Source organism: Streptomyces sp. NPDC045470 (genome assembly GCF_040646595.1).
In the GTDB taxonomy this organism is placed as follows: Bacteria; Actinomycetota; Actinomycetes; order Streptomycetales; family Streptomycetaceae; genus Streptomyces.
In genome coordinates, this window is sequence record NZ_JBEZAN010000015.1 from 60,243 (window position 1) to 80,110 (window position 19,868).

Genomic DNA, 19,868 nt, shown 5'->3' on the forward strand with positions numbered 1-19,868 from the left:
GGGGACACCGCGTGGTGTCCCCCTCCGGTGGCCCTACTCCTCGCGGGCCGCGGTCAGCTGCCGCGCGTGTTCCTGGAGGGAGCGCACGCCCACGTCGCCGCGGGTCAGCGCCTCGATGCCCTGGACGGCGGCGGCCAGCGCCTGGACCGTGGTCAGGCACGGAACGGCGCGGGCGACGGCCGCGGTGCGGATGTCGTAGCCGTCCAGGCGGCCGCCGGTGCCGTACGGCGTGTTGACGATGAGGTCGACCTCGCCGTCGTGGATGAGCTGGACGATGGTCTTCTCGCCGTTGGGGCCCTCACCCTCGCTCTTCTTGCGCACGACGGTGGCGTTGATGCCGTTGCGGCGCAGCACCTCGGCGGTGCCGGAGGTGGCGAGCAGTTCGAAGCCGTGGGCGACCAGCTCCCGCGCCGGGAAGATCATCGAGCGCTTGTCGCGGTTGGCGACGGAGACGAACGCGCGGCCCTTGGTGGGCAGCGCGCCGTACGCACCGGCCTGCGACTTGGCGTACGCCGTGCCGAAGACCGAGTCGATGCCCATGACCTCGCCGGTGGAGCGCATCTCCGGGCCCAGCACGGTGTCCACGCCGTGCCCCGCGGCGTCGCGGAAGCGCGACCAGGGCATGACGGCCTCCTTGACGGAGATCGGCGAGTCCAGCGGCAGCGTGCCGCCGTCGCCGCTCCTGGGCAGCATGCCCTCGGCGCGCAGCTCGGCGACGGTGGCGCCCAGCGAGATCCGCGCGGCGGCCTTGGCCAGCGGCACCGCGGTGGCCTTCGAGGTGAAGGGGACGGTGCGCGAGGCGCGCGGGTTGGCCTCCAGCACGTACAGGATGTCGCCGGCCATCGCGAACTGGATGTTGATCAGTCCGCGCACGCCGACGCCCTTGGCGATGGCCTCGGTGGAGGCGCGCAGCCGCTTGATGTCGTAGCCGCCGAGCGTGATGGGCGGCAGCGCGCACGCGGAGTCGCCGGAGTGGATGCCGGCTTCCTCGATGTGCTCCATGACGCCGCCGAGGTAGAGCTCGTGGCCGTCGTAGAGGGCGTCCACGTCGATCTCGATGGCGTCGTCCAGGAAGCGGTCGATGAGGACCGGGTGCTGGTCGATGAGGCCGGCGTGCCGCTCCAGGTACTCCCCCAGCGACGGCTCGTCGTAGACGATCTCCATGCCGCGGCCGCCCAGGACGTAGGACGGCCGGACCATGACCGGGTAGCCGATCTCGGCGGCGATGCCCTTGGCCTCGGCGAAGGAGTAGGCGGTGCCGTACTTGGGGGCGGGCAGGCCCGCGTCGGTCAGCACCTGGCCGAACGCGCCGCGCTCCTCGGCCAGGTCGATGGCCTCCGGCGAGGTGCCGACGATCGGTACGCCGTTGTCCTTGAGCGCCTGCGCCAGGCCCAGCGGGGTCTGGCCGCCGAGCTGGACGACGACGCCGGCGACCGGGCCCGCCTGCTGCTCGGCGTGCACGATCTCCAGGACGTCCTCCAGGGTGAGCGGCTCGAAGTAGAGCCGGTCGGAGGTGTCGTAGTCGGTGGAGACGGTCTCCGGGTTGCAGTTGACCATGACGGTCTCGTAGCCCGCGTCGCTCAGCGCGAAGGAGGCGTGGACGCAGGAGTAGTCGAACTCGATGCCCTGGCCGATGCGGTTCGGGCCGGAGCCCAGGATGATCACGGCGGGCTTCTCGCGCGGCGCGACCTCGCTCTCCTCGTCGTAGGACGAGTAGAAGTACGGGGTCTTCGCGGCGAACTCGGCGGCGCAGGTGTCCACCGTCTTGTAGACGGGGCGGACGCCGAGCGCGTGCCGGACCTCGCGGACGACGTCCTCGGTCAGGCCGCGGATCGCGGCGATCTGGGCGTCGGAGAAGCCGTGCCGCTTGGCGTACGCCAGGACCTCGGGGCCGAGCTGGTCGGCGGCCGCGATCTCGTCGGCGATCTCCTTGACCAGGAAGAGCTGGTCGACGAACCACGGGTCGATCTTCGTGGCGTCGAAGACCTCCTCGGGGGTGGCGCCGGCCCGGATGGCCTGCATGAGGGTGTTGATCCGGCCGTCGGTGGGGATCTCGGCCTTCACCAGAAGCTCGGCCTTGTCGCCCGGGTCGCCGGTGAAGTCGAACTGGCTGCCCTTCTTCTCCAGGGAGCGCAGCGCCTTGTTGAGCGCCTCGGTGAAGTTGCGGCCGATGGCCATGGCCTCACCGACCGACTTCATGGTGGTGGTCAGCCGGGCGTCCGCCGCCGGGAACTTCTCGAAGGCGAAGCGCGGGACCTTGACGACGACGTAGTCGAGGGTGGGCTCGAAGGACGCCGGGGTCTGCTCGGTGATGTCGTTGGGGATCTCGTCGAGCGTGTAGCCGACGGCCAGCCGGGCGGCGATCTTCGCGATCGGGAAGCCGGTGGCCTTGGAGGCGAGCGCGGAGGAGCGCGAGACGCGCGGGTTCATCTCGATGACGATGACCCGGCCGTCGACGGGGTTGACGGCGAACTGGATGTTGCAGCCACCGGTGTCCACGCCGACCTCGCGGATCACGGCGATGCCGACGTCCCGCAGGATCTGGTACTCGCGGTCGGTGAGCGTCATCGCCGGCGCGACGGTGATGGAGTCACCGGTGTGCACGCCCATCGGGTCGAAGTTCTCGATGGAGCAGACGACCACGACGTTGTCGTTCTTGTCGCGCATCAGCTCCAGCTCGTACTCCTTCCAGCCGAGGATGGACTCCTCCAGGAGCACCTCGGTGGTCGGCGACAGAGTCAGGCCCTGGCCGGCGATACGGCGCAGCTCCTCCTCGTCGTGGGCGAAGCCGGAGCCGGCGCCGCCCATGGTGAAGGAGGGACGGACGACGACCGGGTAGCCGCCCAGCTCCTCGACGCCCTTCAGGACGTCGTCCATGGTGTGGCAGATGTAGGAGCGGGCGGACTCGCCGTGGCCGATCTTGCGGCGGACGGCCTCCACGACCTCCTTGAACAGGTCGCGGTCCTCACCCTTGTTGATCGCCTCGACGTTGGCGCCGATCAGTTCGACGCCGTACTGCTCCAGAATGCCGGACTGGTGCAGCGAGATCGCGGTGTTCAGCGCGGTCTGGCCGCCCAGGGTGGGCAGCAGGGCGTCCGGGCGCTCCTTGGCGATGATCTTCTCGACGAACTCCGGGGTGATCGGCTCGACGTACGTGGCGTCGGCGATCTCCGGGTCGGTCATGATCGTGGCCGGGTTGGAGTTGACCAGGACGACCCGCAGGCCCTCGGCCTTCAGGACCCGGCACGCCTGCGTACCGGAGTAGTCGAACTCGGCTGCCTGGCCGATGACGATCGGGCCGGAGCCGATGACCAGGACGGACTGGATATCGGTGCGCTTAGGCACGCTGGCCCTCCATGAGCTGGACGAAGCGGTCGAACAGGTAGGCCGCGTCGTGCGGACCCGCGGCGGCCTCGGGGTGGTACTGGACGCTGAAGGCCGGCCGGTCGAGGAGCTGGAGCCCCTCCACCACGTTGTCGTTGAGGCAGACGTGGGAGACCTCGGCGCGGCCGTAGGGGGTCTCGGAGACCTGGTCGAGCGGCGCGTCGACGGCGAAGCCGTGGTTGTGCGCGGTGACCTCGACCTTGCCGGTCGTACGGTCCTGCACCGGCTGGTTGATGCCGCGGTGCCCGTACTTCAGCTTGTACGTGCCGAAGCCCAGCGCGCGGCCGAGGATCTGGTTGCCGAAGCAGATGCCGAACAGCGGCGTGCCGCGCTCCAGGACCGCCTGCATGACGGAGACCGGGTGGTCGGCAGTGGCCGGGTCGCCCGGGCCGTTGGAGAAGAAGACACCGTCGGGGTTGACGGCGTACACGTCCTCGGCGCTCGCCGTGGCGGGCAGCACGTGCACCTCTATGCCGCGCTCGGCCATGCGGTGCGGGGTCATGCCCTTGATGCCCAGGTCGACCGCGGCGACGGTGAAGCGCTTGGTGCCCTGCGCGGGCACGACGTACGCCTCCTTGGTGGCCACCTCGGCGGACAGGTCGGCGCCCTTCATCTGCGGGGCCGCGTGCACCTTGGCGAGCAGCGCCGCCTCGTCGGCGAGACCGGTGCCGGACGGGCCGTCGAGGCCGGGGCCGGAGAAGATGCCGACCCGCATCGCACCGCGTTCGCGCAGGTGGCGGGTGAGCGCGCGGGTGTCGATGCCGCTGATGCCGACGACGCCCTGGGCGGCCAGCTCGTCGTCGAGGGAGCGGGCCGAGCGCCAGTTGGACGGGGTGCGGGCGGGGTCGCGTACGACGAAGCCGGACACCCAGATGCGGGCGGACTCAGGGTCCTCGTCGTTGACGCCCGTGTTGCCGATGTGCGGGGCGGTCATGACGACGACCTGGCGGTGGTACGAGGGGTCGGTCAGCGTCTCCTGGTAGCCGGTCATGCCGGTGGAGAACACCGCCTCGCCGAAGGTCTCCCCCACGGCCCCGTAGGCGCGGCCGCGGAAGCTGCGGCCGTCCTCCAGGACGAGTATGGCGGGAGACGCCGCCCTCCTCTGCGAGGCGTTCCCCTGGATGGAGGTCGTCATCGTGCGCCTTCCGTTTCGGTGGTCTTGCTGTTCTTGCCGGTCAGCTCGGTCAGAGCGGTGACCCATGCGGTGTGCTCGGCGGCCCGGTCGGACCGGAAGCCGGAGTCGAGTTCCTTGTCGCCGTGCGCCCAGGTGATCACCAGCAGGCCGCCCTCGGGCAGGACCTTGCCGGCGATGCCCTTGTCCAGGCGGGCGCCGCGCAGCGCGGCGGCCGGGACGAAGAAGTCCTGCGCACCGGGCCGTACGACGTCCAGGCCGGCGTCCGTCAGGGTCAGCTCGGCGCGGCTGCGGGTGCCCAGGCCGCGGGCGACGACGCGGTCCAGCCACTGTCCGGCGGTGGTGGAACCGTGGTAGCGGCCGGTCATCGTCAGCCGCGGCTCCCCGGTGTCCTCGGGCGCCGTGGGCAGCTCGGGCAGGTCGCCCTGGAGGGTGCCGCGCCACTTCCAGCCCTCGCGCATCAGCCAGTACAGGAGCGCGACGAACAGGAGCAGTCCGACGACCCAGCCGATCCGGGCCGCCCAGTCGGTGACCTCGGCGGACTTCTGCTCGGCTGCCAGTTGGATGATTGAAGATGTCACGCCAGTTTCCCGTCCACGACCGTTGCCCGGCCCCGCAGGAAGGTGTGGGTCACGCGACCCGGCAGCTCACGGCCCTCGTAGGGCGTGTTGCGGCTGCGGGAGGCGAAGCCCGCGGGGTCCACGGGTCCACGGTATGCCGGATCGAGCAGCGTGAGGTTGGCGGGCTCGCCAGGCGAGACCGGACGGCCGTGCCCCTTGAGACGGCCGATCTCCGCGGGGCGGCTGGACATCCGGTCGGCGACGCCGGCCCAGTCGAGCAGGCCGGTGTCGACCATCGTGTGCTGGACGACGGAGAGCGCCGTCTCCAGGCCGACCATGCCCATGGCGGCCGCGCCCCACTCGCAGTCCTTGTCCTCGTGCGGGTGCGGGGCGTGGTCGGTGGCGACGCAGTCGATGGTGCCGTCGGCCAGCGCCTCGCGCAGCGCGAGCACGTCGGCCTCGGTACGCAGCGGCGGGTTCACCTTGTAGACGGGGTTGTAGGACCGGACCAGCTCGTCGGTCAGCAGCAGGTGGTGCGGGGTGACCTCGGCGGTGACGTTCCAGCCCTTGGACTTGGCCCAGCGGACGATCTCGACGGACCCGGCGGTGGACAGGTGGCAGATGTGCACCCGCGAACCGACGTGCGCGGCGAGCAGCACGTCCCGCGCGATGATCGACTCCTCGGCCACCGCGGGCCAGCCGGCCAGGCCCAGCTCGGCGGAGACGATGCCCTCGTTCATCTGGGCGCCCTCGGTCAGCCGGGGCTCCTGGGCGTGCTGGGCGATCACGCCGTCGAAGGCCTTCACGTACTCCAGCGCGCGGCGCATGATCACCGCGTCGTCCACGCACTTGCCGTCGTCGGAGAAGACCCGGACGCCCGCGGCCGAGTCGTGCATGGCGCCCAGCTCGGCGAGCTTCTTGCCCTCCAGGCCCACGGTCACCGCGCCGACCGGCTGGACATCGCAGTAGCCGGACTCCTTGCCCAGGCGCCAGACCTGCTCGACGACGCCCGCGGTGTCGGCGACGGGGAAGGTGTTGGCCATGGCGTGCACGGCGGTGAACCCGCCGACGGCGGCGGCCTTGGTGCCGGTCAGGACGGTCTCGGAGTCCTCACGGCCCGGCTCGCGCAGGTGGGTGTGCAGGTCCACCAGGCCGGGCAGCAGGATCTGGCCCGCGGCCTCGACGACGGTGGCGTCCTCGGCACTGGAGACGGTCAGGTCCGTACCGACGGCGGTGATCGTGCCGTCAGTGATCAGGACGTCCTGCGGCTCGCCACCCAGGACCTTCGCCCCGCGGATCAGGGTCTTGCTCATGATTACTTGCTCTCCTCGGTACGAATGGAGGGGCGGCGCGCAGCGCCTCCGTCCGGGGTGGTGGTGACGGCGGGCTCGTTGCCGCCCAGCAGCAGGTACAGGACGGCCATCCGGATGCTGACACCGTTGGCCACCTGCTCGACGGCGGTGCAGCGCGGCGAGTCGGCGACCTCGGCGGTGATCTCCATGCCGCGGTTCATCGGTCCTGGGTGCATCACGATCGCGTGGTCGGGCATCCGGCCCATCCGGTCGCCGTCCAGTCCGTAGCGCCGGGCGTACTCCCGCTCGGTGGGGAAGAAGGCGGCGTTCATCCGCTCGCGCTGGACGCGCAGCATCATCACCGCGTCCGACTTGGTCAGCACCGCGTCCAGGTCGTAGCTGACCTCGCACGGCCACCGCTCGACACCGACCGGCACCAGCGTGGGCGGCGCGACCAGCGTCACCTCGGCCCCCAGGGTGGTCAGCAGGTGGACGTTGGAGCGGGCGACCCGGCTGTGCAGGATGTCGCCGACGATGGTGATGTGGCGTCCGGACAGGTCCTGGCCCGCGCCGTCGGTCAGGTGCCGGCGCATGGTGAAGGCGTCCAGCAGCGCCTGGGTGGGGTGTTCGTGCGTACCGTCGCCCGCGTTGACGACCGAGCCGCCGATCCAGCCGGAGGTGGCCAGGCGGTGCGGGGCGCCGGAGTCCCCGTGCCGGATGACGACGGCGTCCGCGCCCATCGCCTCCAGGGTCAGCGCGGTGTCCTTCAGCGACTCGCCCTTGGAGACGGACGAGCCCTTCGCGGAGAAGTTGATGACGTCCGCCGACAGCCGCTTGGCGGCCGCCTCGAAGGAGATGCGGGTGCGCGTGGAGTCCTCGAAGAAGAGGTTGACGACGGTGCGTCCGCGCAGGGTGGGGAGCTTCTTGATCGGCCGGTCCGCCACCCGGGCCATCTCCTCGGCGGTGTCGAGGATCAGGACGGCGTCGTCGCGGGTGAGGTCGGCGGCCGAGATGAGATGACGCTTCATCCGGTTTTCTCCGTGATTGATGGAGGTGTACGGGTATGTCCGTCGAGCAGGCATGACTGGCGGCCCGGCCGTACCGGGTCCGTCCAGAGAGGCGCTACTGCTCGCCGGCCGGGGCGGTCTGCTTGACGCCGAGCAGCACGGCGTCGCGGCCGTCCTCCTCGGTGAGCAGGACCTTGACCGTCTCCCGCAGCGACGTGGGGAGGTTCTTGCCCACGTAGTCGGCACGGATCGGCAGCTCGCGGTGGCCGCGGTCGACCAGGACCGCGAGCTGCACGGCGCGCGGCCGGCCGATGTCGTTGAGGGCGTCGAGCGCGGCGCGGATGGTCCGGCCGGAGAAGAGCACGTCGTCGACGAGGAGGACCACACGGCCCTCGATGCCGTCACCGGGGATGTCGGTGCGCGCGAGGGCGCGCGCCGGACCCAGGCGCAGGTCGTCGCGGTACATCGTGATGTCGAGCGAGCCGACCGGTACGGCGCGGCCGGTGATCTCTTCGAGCTTGGCGGCCAGCCGGCGGGCGAGGAAGACCCCGCGGGTGGGGATGCCGAGGAGCACCACGTCGTCGGCGCCCTTGGCGCGTTCGACGATCTCGTGGGCGATGCGGGTGAGCATGCGCGTGATGTCCGGCCCTTCGAGGACCGGACGCGCAGCGTTGGAGCTGGGGGCGTCCATGACGAACGGACCTCCTTCTCCGCCTCACAGGACGGACTTTAAAGGACGTCGGGGTTACGCCGTTCACGGTACCAGGAGCCGCGGCGGAGTCCGAGCGCACCCCTTCGGGGCCACCGTGTGACTCATTCGGCTTGACGATGCCGAATTACGCTGCGTAACCTCACAGTGAGTTACCAGCCGCGCGGCCCGCGCCGCACGTCTACACAGCGTCCGGGGAGCTTTATGTCCAGCGAATACGCCAAACAGCTCGGGGCCAAGCTCCGCGCCATCCGCACCCAGCAGGGCCTCTCTCTCCACGGTGTCGAGGAGAAGTCCCAGGGCCGCTGGAAGGCCGTCGTGGTGGGTTCGTACGAGCGCGGCGACCGTGCCGTGACCGTGCAGCGCCTGGCCGAGCTGGCCGACTTCTACGGTGTGCCGGTGCAGGAACTGCTGCCGGGCACGACCCCGGGCGGAGCGGCCGAGCCGCCGCCGAAGCTGGTCCTGGACCTGGAGCGCCTCGCCCACGTCCCCGCCGAGAAGGCCGGCCCGCTGCAGCGCTACGCCGCCACGATCCAGAGCCAGCGCGGTGACTACAACGGCAAGGTCCTCTCGATCCGCCAGGACGACCTGCGCACGCTCGCCGTGATCTACGACCAGTCGCCCTCCGTGCTGACCGAGCAGCTGATCAGCTGGGGTGTGCTGGACGCGGACGCGCGCCGCGCGGTGCAGCACGAGGACATCTGACCCCGTACGGGCGTCACCTGCCACCTGCAGAAACGTACCGCCGCTTCCGACTCCGTCGGGGCGGCGGTTTTCTGTGTCGGTACGGCGGTTCTCCGCCGGGGCGGAGAGTTTCCGTGCCGACGACGCAGGGCTGCCGCACTGGCCCCTGCGCCCCCCCGTGCGAAGGGCCCGGAGCGTCGATACGCTCCGGGCCCTTTCAGGGATCCACCGCCGCCTCAGCGCGCCTCGCGCCGCAGGCCGGGCTTCAGTTCCTTCAAGCGGGCCAGCAGGCCGTTGACGAAGGCCGGGGATTCGTCCGTGGAGAACTCCTTGGCCAGCTGCACCGCTTCGTCGATCGCCACGGCGTCCGGGATCTCGTCCTCCCAGATCAGTTCGTACGCACCGAGCCGCAGGACGTTCCGGTCGACCACCGGCATCCGGTCGAGCGGCCAGTCGACGGAGTAGTCGGAGATCAGATCGTCGATCCGCTCGATGTGCTCGGCGTACCCCTCCACCAGTTGCAGGGTGTACTCGTTGACCGGCGGCTGCCGCGAATCGGTCCGGGCGTGCCGCATCCAGTCCGCCAGCACGGTCTGCACGTCGGCACCGCGCTGGTCGGCCTCGAAGAGAATCTGGAAGGCGCGCTTACGGGCCTTGTTACGGGCGGCCACGGTTAGCTGTTCACCCGGCCGAGGTACTCGCCGGAGCGGGTGTCGACCTTGATCTTCTCACCGGTCGTGATGAAGAGCGGCACCTGGATCTGGTAGCCGGTCTCCAGGGTGGCGGGCTTGGTGCCACCGGTGGAACGGTCACCCTGGACGCCCGGCTCGGTCTCCTGGATGACCAGCTCGACGGCGGCCGGCAGCTCGACGTAGAGCACCTGGCCGTCGTGCTGGGCCACCACGGCCTCGAAGCCTTCGAGCAGGTAGTTGGCGGCGTCACCGACGGTCTTGCGGTCGATGTGCAGCTGGTCGTAGGTGTCCATGTCCATGAAGACGAAGTACTCGCCGTCCATGTACGAGAACTGCATGCCGCGCTTGTCGACGTTGGCCGTCTCGACCTTCACACCGGCGTTGAAGGTCTTGTCCACCACCTTGCCGGACAGCACGTTCTTGAGCTTGGTGCGGACGAAGGCCGGGCCCTTGCCGGGCTTGACGTGCTGGAACTCGACGACGGACCAGAGCTGGCCGCCTTCGAGCTTGAGCACCAGGCCGTTCTTGAGGTCGTTCGTGGAAGCCACGGTTGCGGAATCTCCTGGACTGCGGGTGGTGGGACCCCGGGCAGTCGCGCGTCGAACCGGGTCCGGCTCAGAGCGCGAGCAGCTCCTTGGTCGTGATCGTGAGTAGCTCGGGTCCGCCGTCCGCCTCGGGGCGGACGACGAGTGTGTCGTCGATCCGGACGCCGCCGCGGCCCGGGATGTGAACCCCTGGATCGACGGTGACCGGCACGCAAGCGTCCAGTTTACCCATGGCCGCAGGTGACAGCCGAGGGTCCTCGTCGATTTCGAGTCCCACGCCGTGTCCGGTACCCGGTCGCAGGCGCTCGCCGTGGCCCGCGCCGACCAGTACCTGACGTGCCGCCCGGTCCACCTCGCGGCACTCCACCCCCGGCGCCAGTGCCTCCCGGCCGGCCCGCTGGGCTGCGAAAACAAGGTCGTACAGCTCGATCTGCCAGTCCGCCGGCGTGGTGCCGATGACGAAGGTACGGCCGATCTCGCAGCGGTAACCGCGGTAGTTCGCGCCCAGGTTGACGCTCAGGAAGTCACCTTCCTCGACCCGGCGGTCGGTGGGCAGATGTCCGGGACGTCCCGAATGCGGGCCCGTGGCGACCGAGGTGGCGAAGGCAGGGCCGTCCGCGCCGTGGTCGACCAGGCGGCGCTCCAGTTCCAGGGCGAGGTGCCGCTCCGTACGGCCCACCAGGATCGACTCCAGCAACTCGCCGAGCGCCTGGTCGGTGATCTCGGCGGCGATCCGCAGGCAGGAGATCTCCTCGTCGTCCTTGACGACCCGCTGCGCCTCGACGGCGCGGGCGAGGTCGGCGAGCCGCAGCCGGGGCGCCACCTGGGCCAGCGCGCGGTGCCGGGCGACCGTGAGGTGGTGCTCCTCGACCGCCAGCGAGCCCGCCCCGGCCCGCACGGCCTGATCGGCGGCGGCCACCACCGGGTCGCCGTCCCGGGTGGGCAGCTCGGAGACCCGCAGCTCCTCGGCGGGCCGCCCCTCCGAGGGATCGCCGCTGAGCGGCCCCTCGGTCAGCAGGAGGTCGTCGGCGGGGCCGAGCAGCAGCGCCGCGCCGGGCGGCGCGCAGCCGGCGAGGTAGCGGACGTTGGCGGGACGCGAGATCAGCGCCGCGGCGCTGCCGGCGGCGGCGCAGCGGTCGCGCAGCCGCGTACGCCGGGCCGAGTAGAGCTCGGACATGCACCGAGCGTACGGGCCCCGGTCCGGGGCGGCCGGTCGGGCGGGTCCGGCCGGGGGACCGGGGGGGTGGGTTCGTCGGGGTGCTGTGAGGCGGGTTCGTCAGGGGGGTGCGAGACCGTCCGGAAGCCGTGCGGCGGGTCCGCTGGCGGTACGCGCGGCGGGTGCCGACGGGCACGGCGAGCACGGCCGGGGGCTGCCCGACGGGTGCGGCCGGGGGGCGCGCGGCGGGAATCGGGGGGCGGGGGAATCGGGGGGGGGGGACGCGCGACGGGTCCGGGCGGACGGGCAGGGACGGGCGGACGGTGCTGCGCGCGGGCCAGGCGGGGCGGGCTCGACTCGGCGGGCAGGCAGGGTCGGGCGGACGACGCCGGGCAGGCTCAGCCTGATGCGCCAGGCCGGGCGCGCGGACTGGATCGGACGCGTCCCGCCGGGCCGGGCAGGCTCGGCCCAGCGGGCAACCAGCGGTCGGGCAGACGACGCCGGGTGGGCCTGGCCGGGTGGTCAGAGCCGGGCATACGGCGCCGCCCACACGGGCCTGGCCGGGCAAGCTGGGCCGGACGGGCCAGGCCGGGCGGGCGGGATCGGCCGGGCGGGCAGGTGGCCCTACGGGGCGAATCGAAAATGATCGTCCCCCCGACGGGGGAATACCCGGAGGGGGTGGCGGGAACCCCGGGAGCCCTGGGAAGCCCGTGGCCCCTGCGTCTTCGTGCCCGCTACCAGCTCGGCGGGCTGGCGATGCTGCGGGCGACCACGTCGTCCAGGAGGCGGGCCGTGGTGGGCACGTCGTGCGCGGAGTTGTCGATGATGGGCAGTCCGGAGCCGTACCACCCCGCCATCCGGCCGTGGATGCGGGCGACCTCCTCGTCGGAGAGGCGCCGGTTGCCCGTGCGGCGGGCGTTGCGCTCCAGGACGATCTCCAGGCCCGGCAGCAGCACGATCGGCAGCAGACCGGGACCCACGTGGCGCTTCCAGCCGCCGAGGCCGATGACCGGGCGGTCCGGGAAGACGGCGTCGTCGAGGATGCAGGAGATGCCGTTGGCGAGGAAGTTGCGGGCCGCGAAGCCGCAGGTGCGGCGGGCCAGGCGGTACTGCGCCTCGGAGTGGTCGTTCCAGCCCGACCGGGGGTCGGCGAAGCCGGACCGCACCCATTCGCGGACGTCGTCGAGGCTGATGTGCGCGGTGGGCACCCGGCGGGTGTCGGCCCAGTGCCGGGCGACGCTGGTCTTGCCGGCGCCGGCCGGGCCGATGAGCAGCACGGCCACGGCGGCGTGCGCGGCGTCCGGCGCGGAGGCGCCGGCGGGCGGGCTGGGCAGCGCCACGGGGGCGCCGGGCGGTAGCTGGATGTGCCCGGTGGCCTCGGCGGGCGGCGGCGCGGTCGGTGCGCCGTGCGGCGGGGCGGCGGGCAGCGGGGGCCAGCCGGGCGCGGGCGGCGCGGCCTGCGGCTGTTGCTGGTGCTGGTGCGGCGGTATGGGGTGGCCCGGGCCGGGATGCGGGGTCATCGCGGCCCCGTGGCCCGGCACGGGCCCGTGAGGCGGTGGCAGCGGAGTCCCCCCTGCGTGCTGCATCCGGTGGCTCTCCGTCTCGTGCGGTCGAATCTTCGCGGGCCACCCGGGGGATGCGCAGTGTCCGCGGTACGGGCGGGAGTTCCGTCCGTACGGTGCTCGCGTGTCCGGCGCGCCGGGCGTCCGGCCCGGGTGGGCCGAGGTGGTTGTCCGGCGAACGGTACCCGCAGAACACGGCCGCAGTCCTCCCCCGGCGGGGGCAGCCGGTGCCTCCGGCCGTCGGCTCTGCGACGGCCGGAGGCGGCGCGGTGGGCGGGGCGGGCCGCGCTCAGCCGGTGAGTTCGGCGGCCAGTGCGCGCAGCGCGAGTTCGTAGGAGCCGATGCCGAAGCCGGCGATCGTACCGCTGGCCACGGCCGCGATCACCGAGGTGTGGCGGAACTCCTCGCGGGCGTACGGGTTGGAGATGTGCACCTCGACGAGGGGCGCCGTGCGCTGGGCGGCGGCGTCCCGCATGGCGTACGAGTAGTGCGTGAACGCGCCGGGGTTGAGGACGACCGGAACCGATCCGTCCGCCGCCTCGTGCAGCCAGCGGACCAGCTCACCCTCGTCGTTGGTCTCCCGGACTTCCGCCTCGAAGCCCAGCTCCTTGCCGAGCGCGGTGCACCGCTCGACCAGCCCGGCGTAGGAGGTGGCCCCGTACACGTCGGGCTCGCGGGAGCCCAGCCGGCCGAGGTTGGGCCCGTTGAGGACCAGGACGCGCCTCACGCGGCGATCTCCGCGTGTGCGGCGAGCAGCATGGCCGGGTCGGGGCCCTCCAGGACGGTGGGCTTGGCCAGGCCGTCCAGGACGATGAAGCGCAGCCGGTCGCCGCGCGTCTTCTTGTCGACCTTCATCGTCTCCAGCAGCTTGGGCCACTGGTCGCCGCGGTAGGTCAGCGGCAGGCCGACCGAGCCCAGTACGGCGCGGTGCCGGTCGGCGGTCGCGTCGTCCAGCCGGCCGGCGATCCGGCCCAGCTCGGCGGCGAAGACCATGCCGACGGAGACGGCGGCGCCGTGCCGCCAGTTGTAGCGCTCGTTCTTCTCGATGGCGTGCGCCAGGGTGTGCCCGTAGTTGAGGATCTCACGCAGGCCGGACTCCTTGAGGTCCGAGGAGACCACCTCGGCCTTGACCCGGATGGCGCGCTCGATCAGCTCGGCGGTGTGCGGGCCGTCGGGGCGCTTGGCGCCCTCGGGGTCGGACTCGATCAGCTCCAGGATCGCCGGGTCGGCGATGAAGCCCGCCTTGATGACCTCGGCGAGCCCGGACACGTAGTCGTGGACCGGGAGGGAGTCGAGCGCGGCCAGGTCGCACAGCACACCGGCCGGCGGGTGGAAGGCGCCGACCAGGTTCTTGCCCTCGGCGGTGTTGATGCCGGTCTTGCCGCCGACCGCGGCGTCCACCATGCCGAGCACGGTGGTCGGTACGGCGATCCAGCGCACCCCGCGCAGCCACGTCGCGGCGACGAAGCCCGCGACGTCGGTGGTGGCTCCGCCGCCGACGCCCACGATCACGTCGGTGCGGGTGAAGCCGGTCTGGCCGAGCGCCTTCCAGCAGTACGCGGCGACCTCGGCGGTCTTGGCCTCCTCGGCGTTGGGCAACTGGACGGCGATGGCCTCGTAGCCCTGGCCCGCCAGGTCCTCGCGCAGCGCCTCGCCGGTGGCGGCCAGCGCCTCCGGGTGCAGCACGGCGACGCGCTTGGCCTTCTTGCCGATCAGGCCCGCCAGCTCGCCCAGGAGCTGCCGGCCGACCAGGACCTCGTACGGGTCGGTGCCCGCGGTGCCGCCGACCTGGATACGGGTGGCCTGCTCCGTCACGGGTGTTCCTTCCTCCCGGGCGTGCCGGGGGCCGCGGCGTCCGCCGCCGGTGTCCCGGCCTCCGGTGATGTGTGTAGCTGCAATGCGTCCAGTACGGCCGCGGCGACCTCTTCGGGCGTCCGGCTGTCCGTGGCGACCACGGCGCGCGCGACCTCCGTGTACAGCGGGCGGCGCGCCTCCATCAGCTCGCGCCACCGCTGCCGCGGGTTGACGGCGAGCAGCGGGCGCGGCGCGTCCAGCCCCACACGCCGTACGGCGTCGGCCAGTTGGACGTCCAGGAAGACGACCGGCAGGCCGGTGAGCAGGGCGCGGGTGCCCTCGTCCATGATCGCGCCACCGCCGAGCGAGAGCACGCCGGGGTGGCTCTCGACCGCGGCGCGTACGGCCTGCCGTTCCAGCTCGCGGAAGTGCGGCTCGCCGTGGTCGATGAAGATGTCCGGGATGGGCTTGCCCGCGCCCGCCTCGATGTCCGTGTCGGTGTCGCGGTACCCGGCGCCGAGCCGCTCGGCCAGCAGGGCCCCGACGGTGGACTTCCCCGCGCCCGGGGGGCCCACCAGCACCACCAGCGGCGGCGTCACTTGATCGCCAGGCCGTCGAGGAAGGACCGCACGTTGCGGCGGGTCTCCGGCACGCTGTCGCCGCCGAACTTCTCCGCCACCGCGTCCGCCAGCACCAGCGCGACCATCGCCTCGGCGACGATGCCGGCCGCGGGGACCGCGCACACGTCGGAGCGCTGGTGGTGCGCCTGCGTGGCCTCGCCGGTGGCGACGTCGACGGTGGCCAGGGCGCGCGGGACGGTCGCGATGGGCTTCATCGCGGCCCGTACGCGCAGCAGCTCGCCGGTGGTCAGGCCGCCCTCGGTGCCGCCGGAGCGGCCGGTCGTACGGCGGATGCCCTCGTCGGTGGAGACGATCTCGTCGTGCGCCTTGGAGCCGGGCACCCGGGCCAGGTCGAAGCCGTCGCCGACCTCGACGCCCTTGATGGCCTGGATGCCCATGAGGGCACCGGCCAGCCGCGCGTCCAGCCGCCGGTCCCAGTGGACGTGCGAGCCGAGGCCCACGGGCACGCCGTACGCCAGCACCTCGACGACGCCGCCGAGGGTGTCGCCGTCCTTGTGGGCCTGGTCGATCTCGGCGACCATCGCCGCGCTCGCCTCCGGGTCCAGGCAGCGCACCGGGTCGGCGTCCAGCCGCTCCACGTCCGAGGGCGCGGGGACCACGCCGTACGGGGCCTTGGCGGCGGCCAGCTCGACCACGTGCGAGACGATCTCGATGCCGGCCGTCTCCTTGAGGAAGGAGCGGGCGACCGTGCCGAGCGCGACGCGGGCCGCGGTCTCGCGGGCGGAGGCGCGCTCCAGGATCGGGCGGGCCTCGTCGAAACCGTACTTCTGCATGCCGGCGAGGTCGGCGTGGCCGGGGCGGGGCCGGGTCAGCGGGGCGTTACGGGCCAGCTCGGCCAGCTCCGCCTCGTCGACCGGATCGGCCGCCATGACCTTCTCCCACTTGGGCCACTCGGTGTTCCCGACCATGATCGCGACGGGCGAGCCGAGGGTGCGGCCGTGCCGGACACCGCCGAGGAAGGTGACCTCGTCGCGCTCGAACTTCATGCGGGCACCGCGGCCATAGCCGAGCCGGCGACGGGCCAGGGCGTCCGCCACCATGTCCGTGGTGATCGGGACGCCGGCCGGGAGGCCCTCCAGCGTCGCCACGAGTGCGGGGCCGTGCGACTCCCCCGCCGTCAGCCAGCGCAACCTGCTCAACGATGCTCCTCATGTCCTGCTACTGCGCGAACAGTCTTCCCCTGATCCTCCCACGTCCGCGCCGGTGGACCGCCGCCCGTCCAGGAACCGGACCACCGGCCGGACAGGCCGGACGGGTCACCGCCCCGCGAGCGCCGCCTCCCCCGCCGCGCGCATCGCTTCCAGGGGTGCCGGGTACCGCCCCGTCATCTGCTCCACCTGGAGTACGGCCTGGTGGACGAGGAGGTCCAGGCCGCCCACGACCGCCCCGCCGCGCGCGCCCCACGCGGTGGCGAGGGTGGTCGGCCAGGGCTCGTACAGGACGTCGAAGAGGGTGCCGGGCTGTTCGGGCACGTCGGCGGCGAGCGCGTCGGTGGTACCGGCCGGGGTGGTGGCGATCACCAGCGGCGCCTCGAAGGCGGCGGCGGCCTGCGACCAGTCGGCCGTACGGACGGCGACGCCCAGCCGCTCGCCCCAGCCGCGCATCTCCGCGGCGCGCGCCTCGCTGCGCACGTAGGCGGTCACCTCGCCCGCGCAGATACGGGACAGCGCCGCGAGCGCGGAGGAGGCGGTGGCACCGGCGCCCAGGACGGCGGCCTGTTCGACCTGCTGCACGCCGCGTTCGCGCAGGGCGGCCAGCATGCCCGGGATGTCGGTGTTGTCGCCCATGCGCCGCCCGTCCTCGGTGAAGACGACGGTGTTCACGGCCTCCACGGAGGCGGCGGTGTCGCTGATCCCGTCCAGCAGCGGGATCACCGCGCGCTTGAGCGGCATGGTCAGGGAGAGGCCCGCCCAGCCGCCGTCCAGCCCGGCCATGAAGCCGGGCAGCGCGGCCTCGCCGACCTCGTGCCGGCCGTACTCCCAGCCGGTCAGGCCCAGTTCGGTGTAGGCGGCCCGGTGCAGGACCGGGGAGAGGGAATGGGCGATCGGCGACCCGAGGACCGCCGCACGGTGACGGCCCTGGACTTCACTGGACATGCTTCTCCTCAGCTCGGACCCGCGAAACGATAGACGAACCGCGCGCGGGGGCCGAGGCACCCCCTGACCTGAGGCCCCCGGCCGCCCGCCGTACGCGGCGGCCGGGAGCCGGGAGCCGGGTCCTACGACGTGCGCTTGCGCTGGTTGAACTCCTGGACCAGCTTCTCGTGGTCCTTGAGGTTGGTCGTGAAGTCCGTCTTCTTGCCGTCGATCGAGATGAAGAACAGCCACTTCGCGCTGTCGTCCGGGTCGACCGACGCCTTCAGCGCATCCGCTCCCGGATTGCCGATCGGGCCGGGCGGCAGGCCCTTGTAGAAGTACGTGTTGTACGGATCGTCGTAGTTGCGGATCTCCCGCGTACTGATGTCGATCTTGCTCTGGTTCTTCAGGTAGTTGTACGTGGAGTCGAATTCGAGCTTCTGGTTGGTGATCGTGTTGCTGGTCGCCAGCCGGTTGTAGACGACCGCGGCCATCTTCCGGAAGTCGTCGTGGGTGATGCCCTCGGCCTGGGTGAGACTGGCGACCGTGATCAGGTCCAGCGGCGACTTGAGGTCCAGCTTCCTGGCGTTCTCCTCCAGGTCGTACTTGGCGTACTCCCGGTTGGCCCGCGCCACCATCTCCTTGAGGACGTCCTCCGGCTTCGCCTTGCCGCTGACGCTGTAGGTGGACGGGTAGAGGAACCCTTCCAGCGGATCCTTGATCTTCGGATTGCTGTTCGCCCAGGAGGGCAGCCCGAGGTTCTTGACCTGCGAGGCGGCGACGTCCTTGGTCGTGCCGGACTTCAGGTGCAGCTTCTTGTCGATCAGGTCGTAGACGGCACCGTTGCGCAGGCCCTCGCGGACGGTCAGGCCGTTGCGGCTCTTGGGGTCGAGCATGAGCTGCACCGCGGACGCCGCGGACATCTGCTTGCGCAGCGAGTAGGCGCCGGCCTGGAGCTGCTTGTCGCTCGCCGCCTCCGTGAAGGCGTCCGCGCTCTTGACGACGCCCGCCTGCTTGAGGAGCAGGCCCATCTTCAGGAGGGAGGCGCCGGACGGGATCTCGACCTGCACGTCCCCGCTGCCCTCGCCCTCGAAGTCGGGGGCCGGGCCGAAGTGGCTCTGCCAGAAGTCGTAGCCGAAGTAGGCGACACCGCCGCCGCCGACGACGAAGACACCGGCGACGATCAGGCAGGCCATCCGGCTGCGCTGTTTGCCCTTGCGGCCGCGGCGCTCGCGGCCGGCGCGGCGTTCCTCGCGCGGGTCGGTGTCGGCGTCGTCGTAACCGTCGTCGCCGTCCCGGTCGCCCCGGTCGTCCTGGAAGAAGGAGTGCGCCGGGTCGCGTACCTGCTCGTCCTGCTCCGGACCCGGACCGGCCCGGAAGTCGTCGCCGGGCGGGGACGGGTGCGGCGGCTGGCGCAGGTGCTCCGGCCGTACGGCCTCGAACTGGGCGGTCTGGGCGACCTGGTCTCCCTGTTCGCCCTGCCCCTGCGGTCCGTGGGAGCCGGGCTGGCCGTGCGGTCCCGACTGTCCGGCCTGGCCGTGCGGTCCGGGCTGCCCGGCCTGCTGCTGCCGGAGGTGCTGGGGCTGCGGCGGCGGGTAGGCGTCCTGCGTCCCGTAGTAGTCGGGGCTCTGGCCGCTGTACGGGTCGACCGGCGGGTGCTGCCCGTACGGGTCGTACGGGGCGCCGCCCTGGGACGCGTCCCAGCCGCCGCCGTACTGCTGCTGGACCGGAGGGTACGGGCCGGACAACTCGTCCCACTGCCGGTCCTGCGGCTGCTGCCCGTAGGGCTGCGGCTGACCGCCATGGCCGCCGTGCTGCTGGCCACCATGCTGCTGACCGCCGTGACCGCCGTGCTGCTGGCCCCCCTGCTGCTGCCCGCCGTAAGCGTTCTGCTGCTGCGGGCCGCCGTACTGCTCCCCGTAGGGACCTTGCTGAGGTTGTTGCGGCTGGCCCCCGTAACGACCCTGGTCTCCGTAGAGTGGGTCGTCCGGATGCCACGGTTCGGAGCCGTAGCCCCGGCCATACTCAGTCATCGATCCCCTAGAGCCGCGAGGCGGTGCGCTCCTGGGTGGCAGCGCCTGCGGTAGCGACCGCCTCTTTCTGCACGTGCGGTTGTTCGATCCGCCGCCACGTCGCGCGGAACGTTACCGTACCGCGATCAGATGACCACTTCGACGCTCTCTCCGGGTGGCTGACCAGACACCCGTTCGGTCTCCAGCGCGCTCTGCAGAATCACCACGGCAGCGGCCTGATCCACCACCGAACGGCCCTTCTTGCTCCGCACCCCCGACGCCCGCAGCCCCTGCGTGGCTGTGACGGTTGTCATGCGCTCATCGACGAGACGTACCGCCACCGGAGCGATCCCGCGCGCCATCTCCTGCGCGAAGGCCCGCACCTTGGCCGCGGCCGGCCCCTCTCCCCCGTTCAGGGAGCGGGGCAGGCCGACGACGACCTCGATGGGCTCGTACTCCTCGACGATCGCCTTGAGCCGCCGGTGCGCCGCCGGGACGTCCCGGCCCGGCACCGTCTCCACGGGGGTCGCGAGGACCCCGTCGGGGTCGCACGAGGCGACTCCGATCCGGGCGTCACCGACGTCGATGGCGAGGCGCCTGCCGCGCCGCATCTCACTCACGTG

General features: G+C 72.1%; 18 protein-coding genes. 1 reads left to right on the forward strand and 17 read right to left on the reverse strand.

The genetic code is table 11. The annotated features are described in order from the left end of the window. Nucleotides 1–33: 33 nt before the first annotated feature. The 6 genes from carB to pyrR all read right to left on the reverse strand — a co-directional run bounded on the left by carB (nt 34) and on the right by pyrR (nt 8,066). Entirely contained in the window at nt 34–3,345 is a 3,312-nt protein-coding gene (gene carB, locus AB0A97_RS31135; protein ID WP_361156050.1) for a carbamoyl-phosphate synthase large subunit, read from the reverse strand. Then, nucleotides 3,338–4,519 (reverse strand): glutamine-hydrolyzing carbamoyl-phosphate synthase small subunit, encoded by a 1,182-nt coding sequence (carA, locus tag AB0A97_RS31140; RefSeq protein WP_361156053.1) that lies wholly within the window; start codon nt 4,517–4,519, stop codon nt 3,338–3,340. The genes carB and carA overlap by 8 nt, the downstream gene beginning before the upstream one ends. Next, nucleotides 4,516–5,097, reverse strand: coding sequence for a hypothetical protein (locus AB0A97_RS31145; protein WP_361156055.1), 582 nt, complete (start codon nt 5,095–5,097; stop codon nt 4,516–4,518). The genes carA and AB0A97_RS31145 overlap by 4 nt, the downstream gene beginning before the upstream one ends. Then, nucleotides 5,094–6,389, reverse strand: coding sequence for a dihydroorotase (locus AB0A97_RS31150; protein WP_361156058.1), 1,296 nt, complete (start codon nt 6,387–6,389; stop codon nt 5,094–5,096). Before AB0A97_RS31150 ends, AB0A97_RS31145 begins: the two co-directional genes overlap by 4 nt. A 2-nt stretch (nt 6,390–6,391) precedes the next feature. Further along, nucleotides 6,392–7,396, reverse strand: coding sequence for an aspartate carbamoyltransferase catalytic subunit (locus AB0A97_RS31155; RefSeq protein ID WP_361156060.1), 1,005 nt, complete (start codon nt 7,394–7,396; stop codon nt 6,392–6,394). A gap of 94 nt (nt 7,397–7,490) precedes the next feature. After that, on the reverse strand, nt 7,491–8,066 hold the full coding sequence (pyrR, locus tag AB0A97_RS31160) for a bifunctional pyr operon transcriptional regulator/uracil phosphoribosyltransferase PyrR (RefSeq protein ID WP_361156063.1): 576 nt from the start codon (nt 8,064–8,066) through the stop codon (nt 7,491–7,493). Between the two features lie 222 nt (nt 8,067–8,288). Here pyrR and bldD point away from each other — a divergent pair, with 222 nt between their 5' ends. Further along, nucleotides 8,289–8,789 carry a transcriptional regulator BldD gene (bldD, locus tag AB0A97_RS31165; protein WP_003982726.1) on the forward strand — a complete coding sequence of 167 codons (501 nt, stop codon included), beginning with the start codon at nt 8,289–8,291 and terminating at the stop codon, nt 8,787–8,789. Nucleotides 8,790–9,004: 215 nt separating this feature from the next. Here bldD and nusB read toward each other — a convergent pair whose 3' ends face one another. The 11 genes from nusB to ruvX form a co-directional block, all read right to left on the reverse strand. Continuing rightward, on the reverse strand, nt 9,005–9,439 hold the full coding sequence (gene nusB, locus AB0A97_RS31170; protein WP_030024534.1) for a transcription antitermination factor NusB: 435 nt from the start codon (nt 9,437–9,439) through the stop codon (nt 9,005–9,007). A 2-nt stretch (nt 9,440–9,441) separates the two neighbouring features. Next, nucleotides 9,442–10,008: an elongation factor P gene (efp, locus tag AB0A97_RS31175; RefSeq protein WP_361156067.1), complete on the reverse strand. Its 567-nt coding sequence runs from the start codon at nt 10,006–10,008 to the stop codon at nt 9,442–9,444. Nucleotides 10,009–10,075: 67 nt separating this feature from the next. Continuing rightward, nucleotides 10,076–11,182, reverse strand: coding sequence for an aminopeptidase P family protein (locus AB0A97_RS31180; RefSeq protein WP_361156069.1), 1,107 nt, complete (start codon nt 11,180–11,182; stop codon nt 10,076–10,078). A 713-nt stretch (nt 11,183–11,895) separates the two neighbouring features. Next, complete coding sequence (locus AB0A97_RS31185; RefSeq protein WP_361156072.1) at nt 11,896–12,747, reverse strand: AAA family ATPase; 852 nt, start codon at nt 12,745–12,747, stop codon at nt 11,896–11,898. Nucleotides 12,748–13,012: 265 nt separating this feature from the next. Further along, nucleotides 13,013–13,450: a type II 3-dehydroquinate dehydratase gene (gene aroQ, locus AB0A97_RS31190; protein WP_361156074.1), complete on the reverse strand. Its 438-nt coding sequence runs from the start codon at nt 13,448–13,450 to the stop codon at nt 13,013–13,015. Next, nucleotides 13,447–14,538, reverse strand: coding sequence for a 3-dehydroquinate synthase (gene aroB, locus AB0A97_RS31195; RefSeq protein WP_361156077.1), 1,092 nt, complete (start codon nt 14,536–14,538; stop codon nt 13,447–13,449). The genes aroQ and aroB overlap by 4 nt, the downstream gene beginning before the upstream one ends. Then, nucleotides 14,535–15,116, reverse strand: a complete 582-nt coding sequence (locus AB0A97_RS31200; protein WP_361156080.1) for a shikimate kinase — start codon at nt 15,114–15,116, stop codon at nt 14,535–14,537. Before AB0A97_RS31200 ends, aroB begins: the two co-directional genes overlap by 4 nt. Further along, complete coding sequence (aroC, locus tag AB0A97_RS31205; RefSeq protein ID WP_361156082.1) at nt 15,113–16,297, reverse strand: chorismate synthase; 1,185 nt, start codon at nt 16,295–16,297, stop codon at nt 15,113–15,115. Before aroC ends, AB0A97_RS31200 begins: the two co-directional genes overlap by 4 nt. A 117-nt stretch (nt 16,298–16,414) precedes the next feature. After that, nucleotides 16,415–17,254, reverse strand: a complete 840-nt coding sequence (locus tag AB0A97_RS31210; RefSeq protein ID WP_361156085.1) for a shikimate dehydrogenase — start codon at nt 17,252–17,254, stop codon at nt 16,415–16,417. 122 nt (nt 17,255–17,376) lie between these two features. Beyond that, complete coding sequence (gene mltG / locus AB0A97_RS31215; protein WP_361156088.1) at nt 17,377–19,266, reverse strand: endolytic transglycosylase MltG; 1,890 nt, start codon at nt 19,264–19,266, stop codon at nt 17,377–17,379. Nucleotides 19,267–19,391: 125 nt separating this feature from the next. Next, on the reverse strand, nt 19,392–19,856 hold the full coding sequence (gene ruvX, locus AB0A97_RS31220; RefSeq protein WP_030023480.1) for a Holliday junction resolvase RuvX: 465 nt from the start codon (nt 19,854–19,856) through the stop codon (nt 19,392–19,394). Nucleotides 19,857–19,868 lie beyond the last annotated feature (12 nt).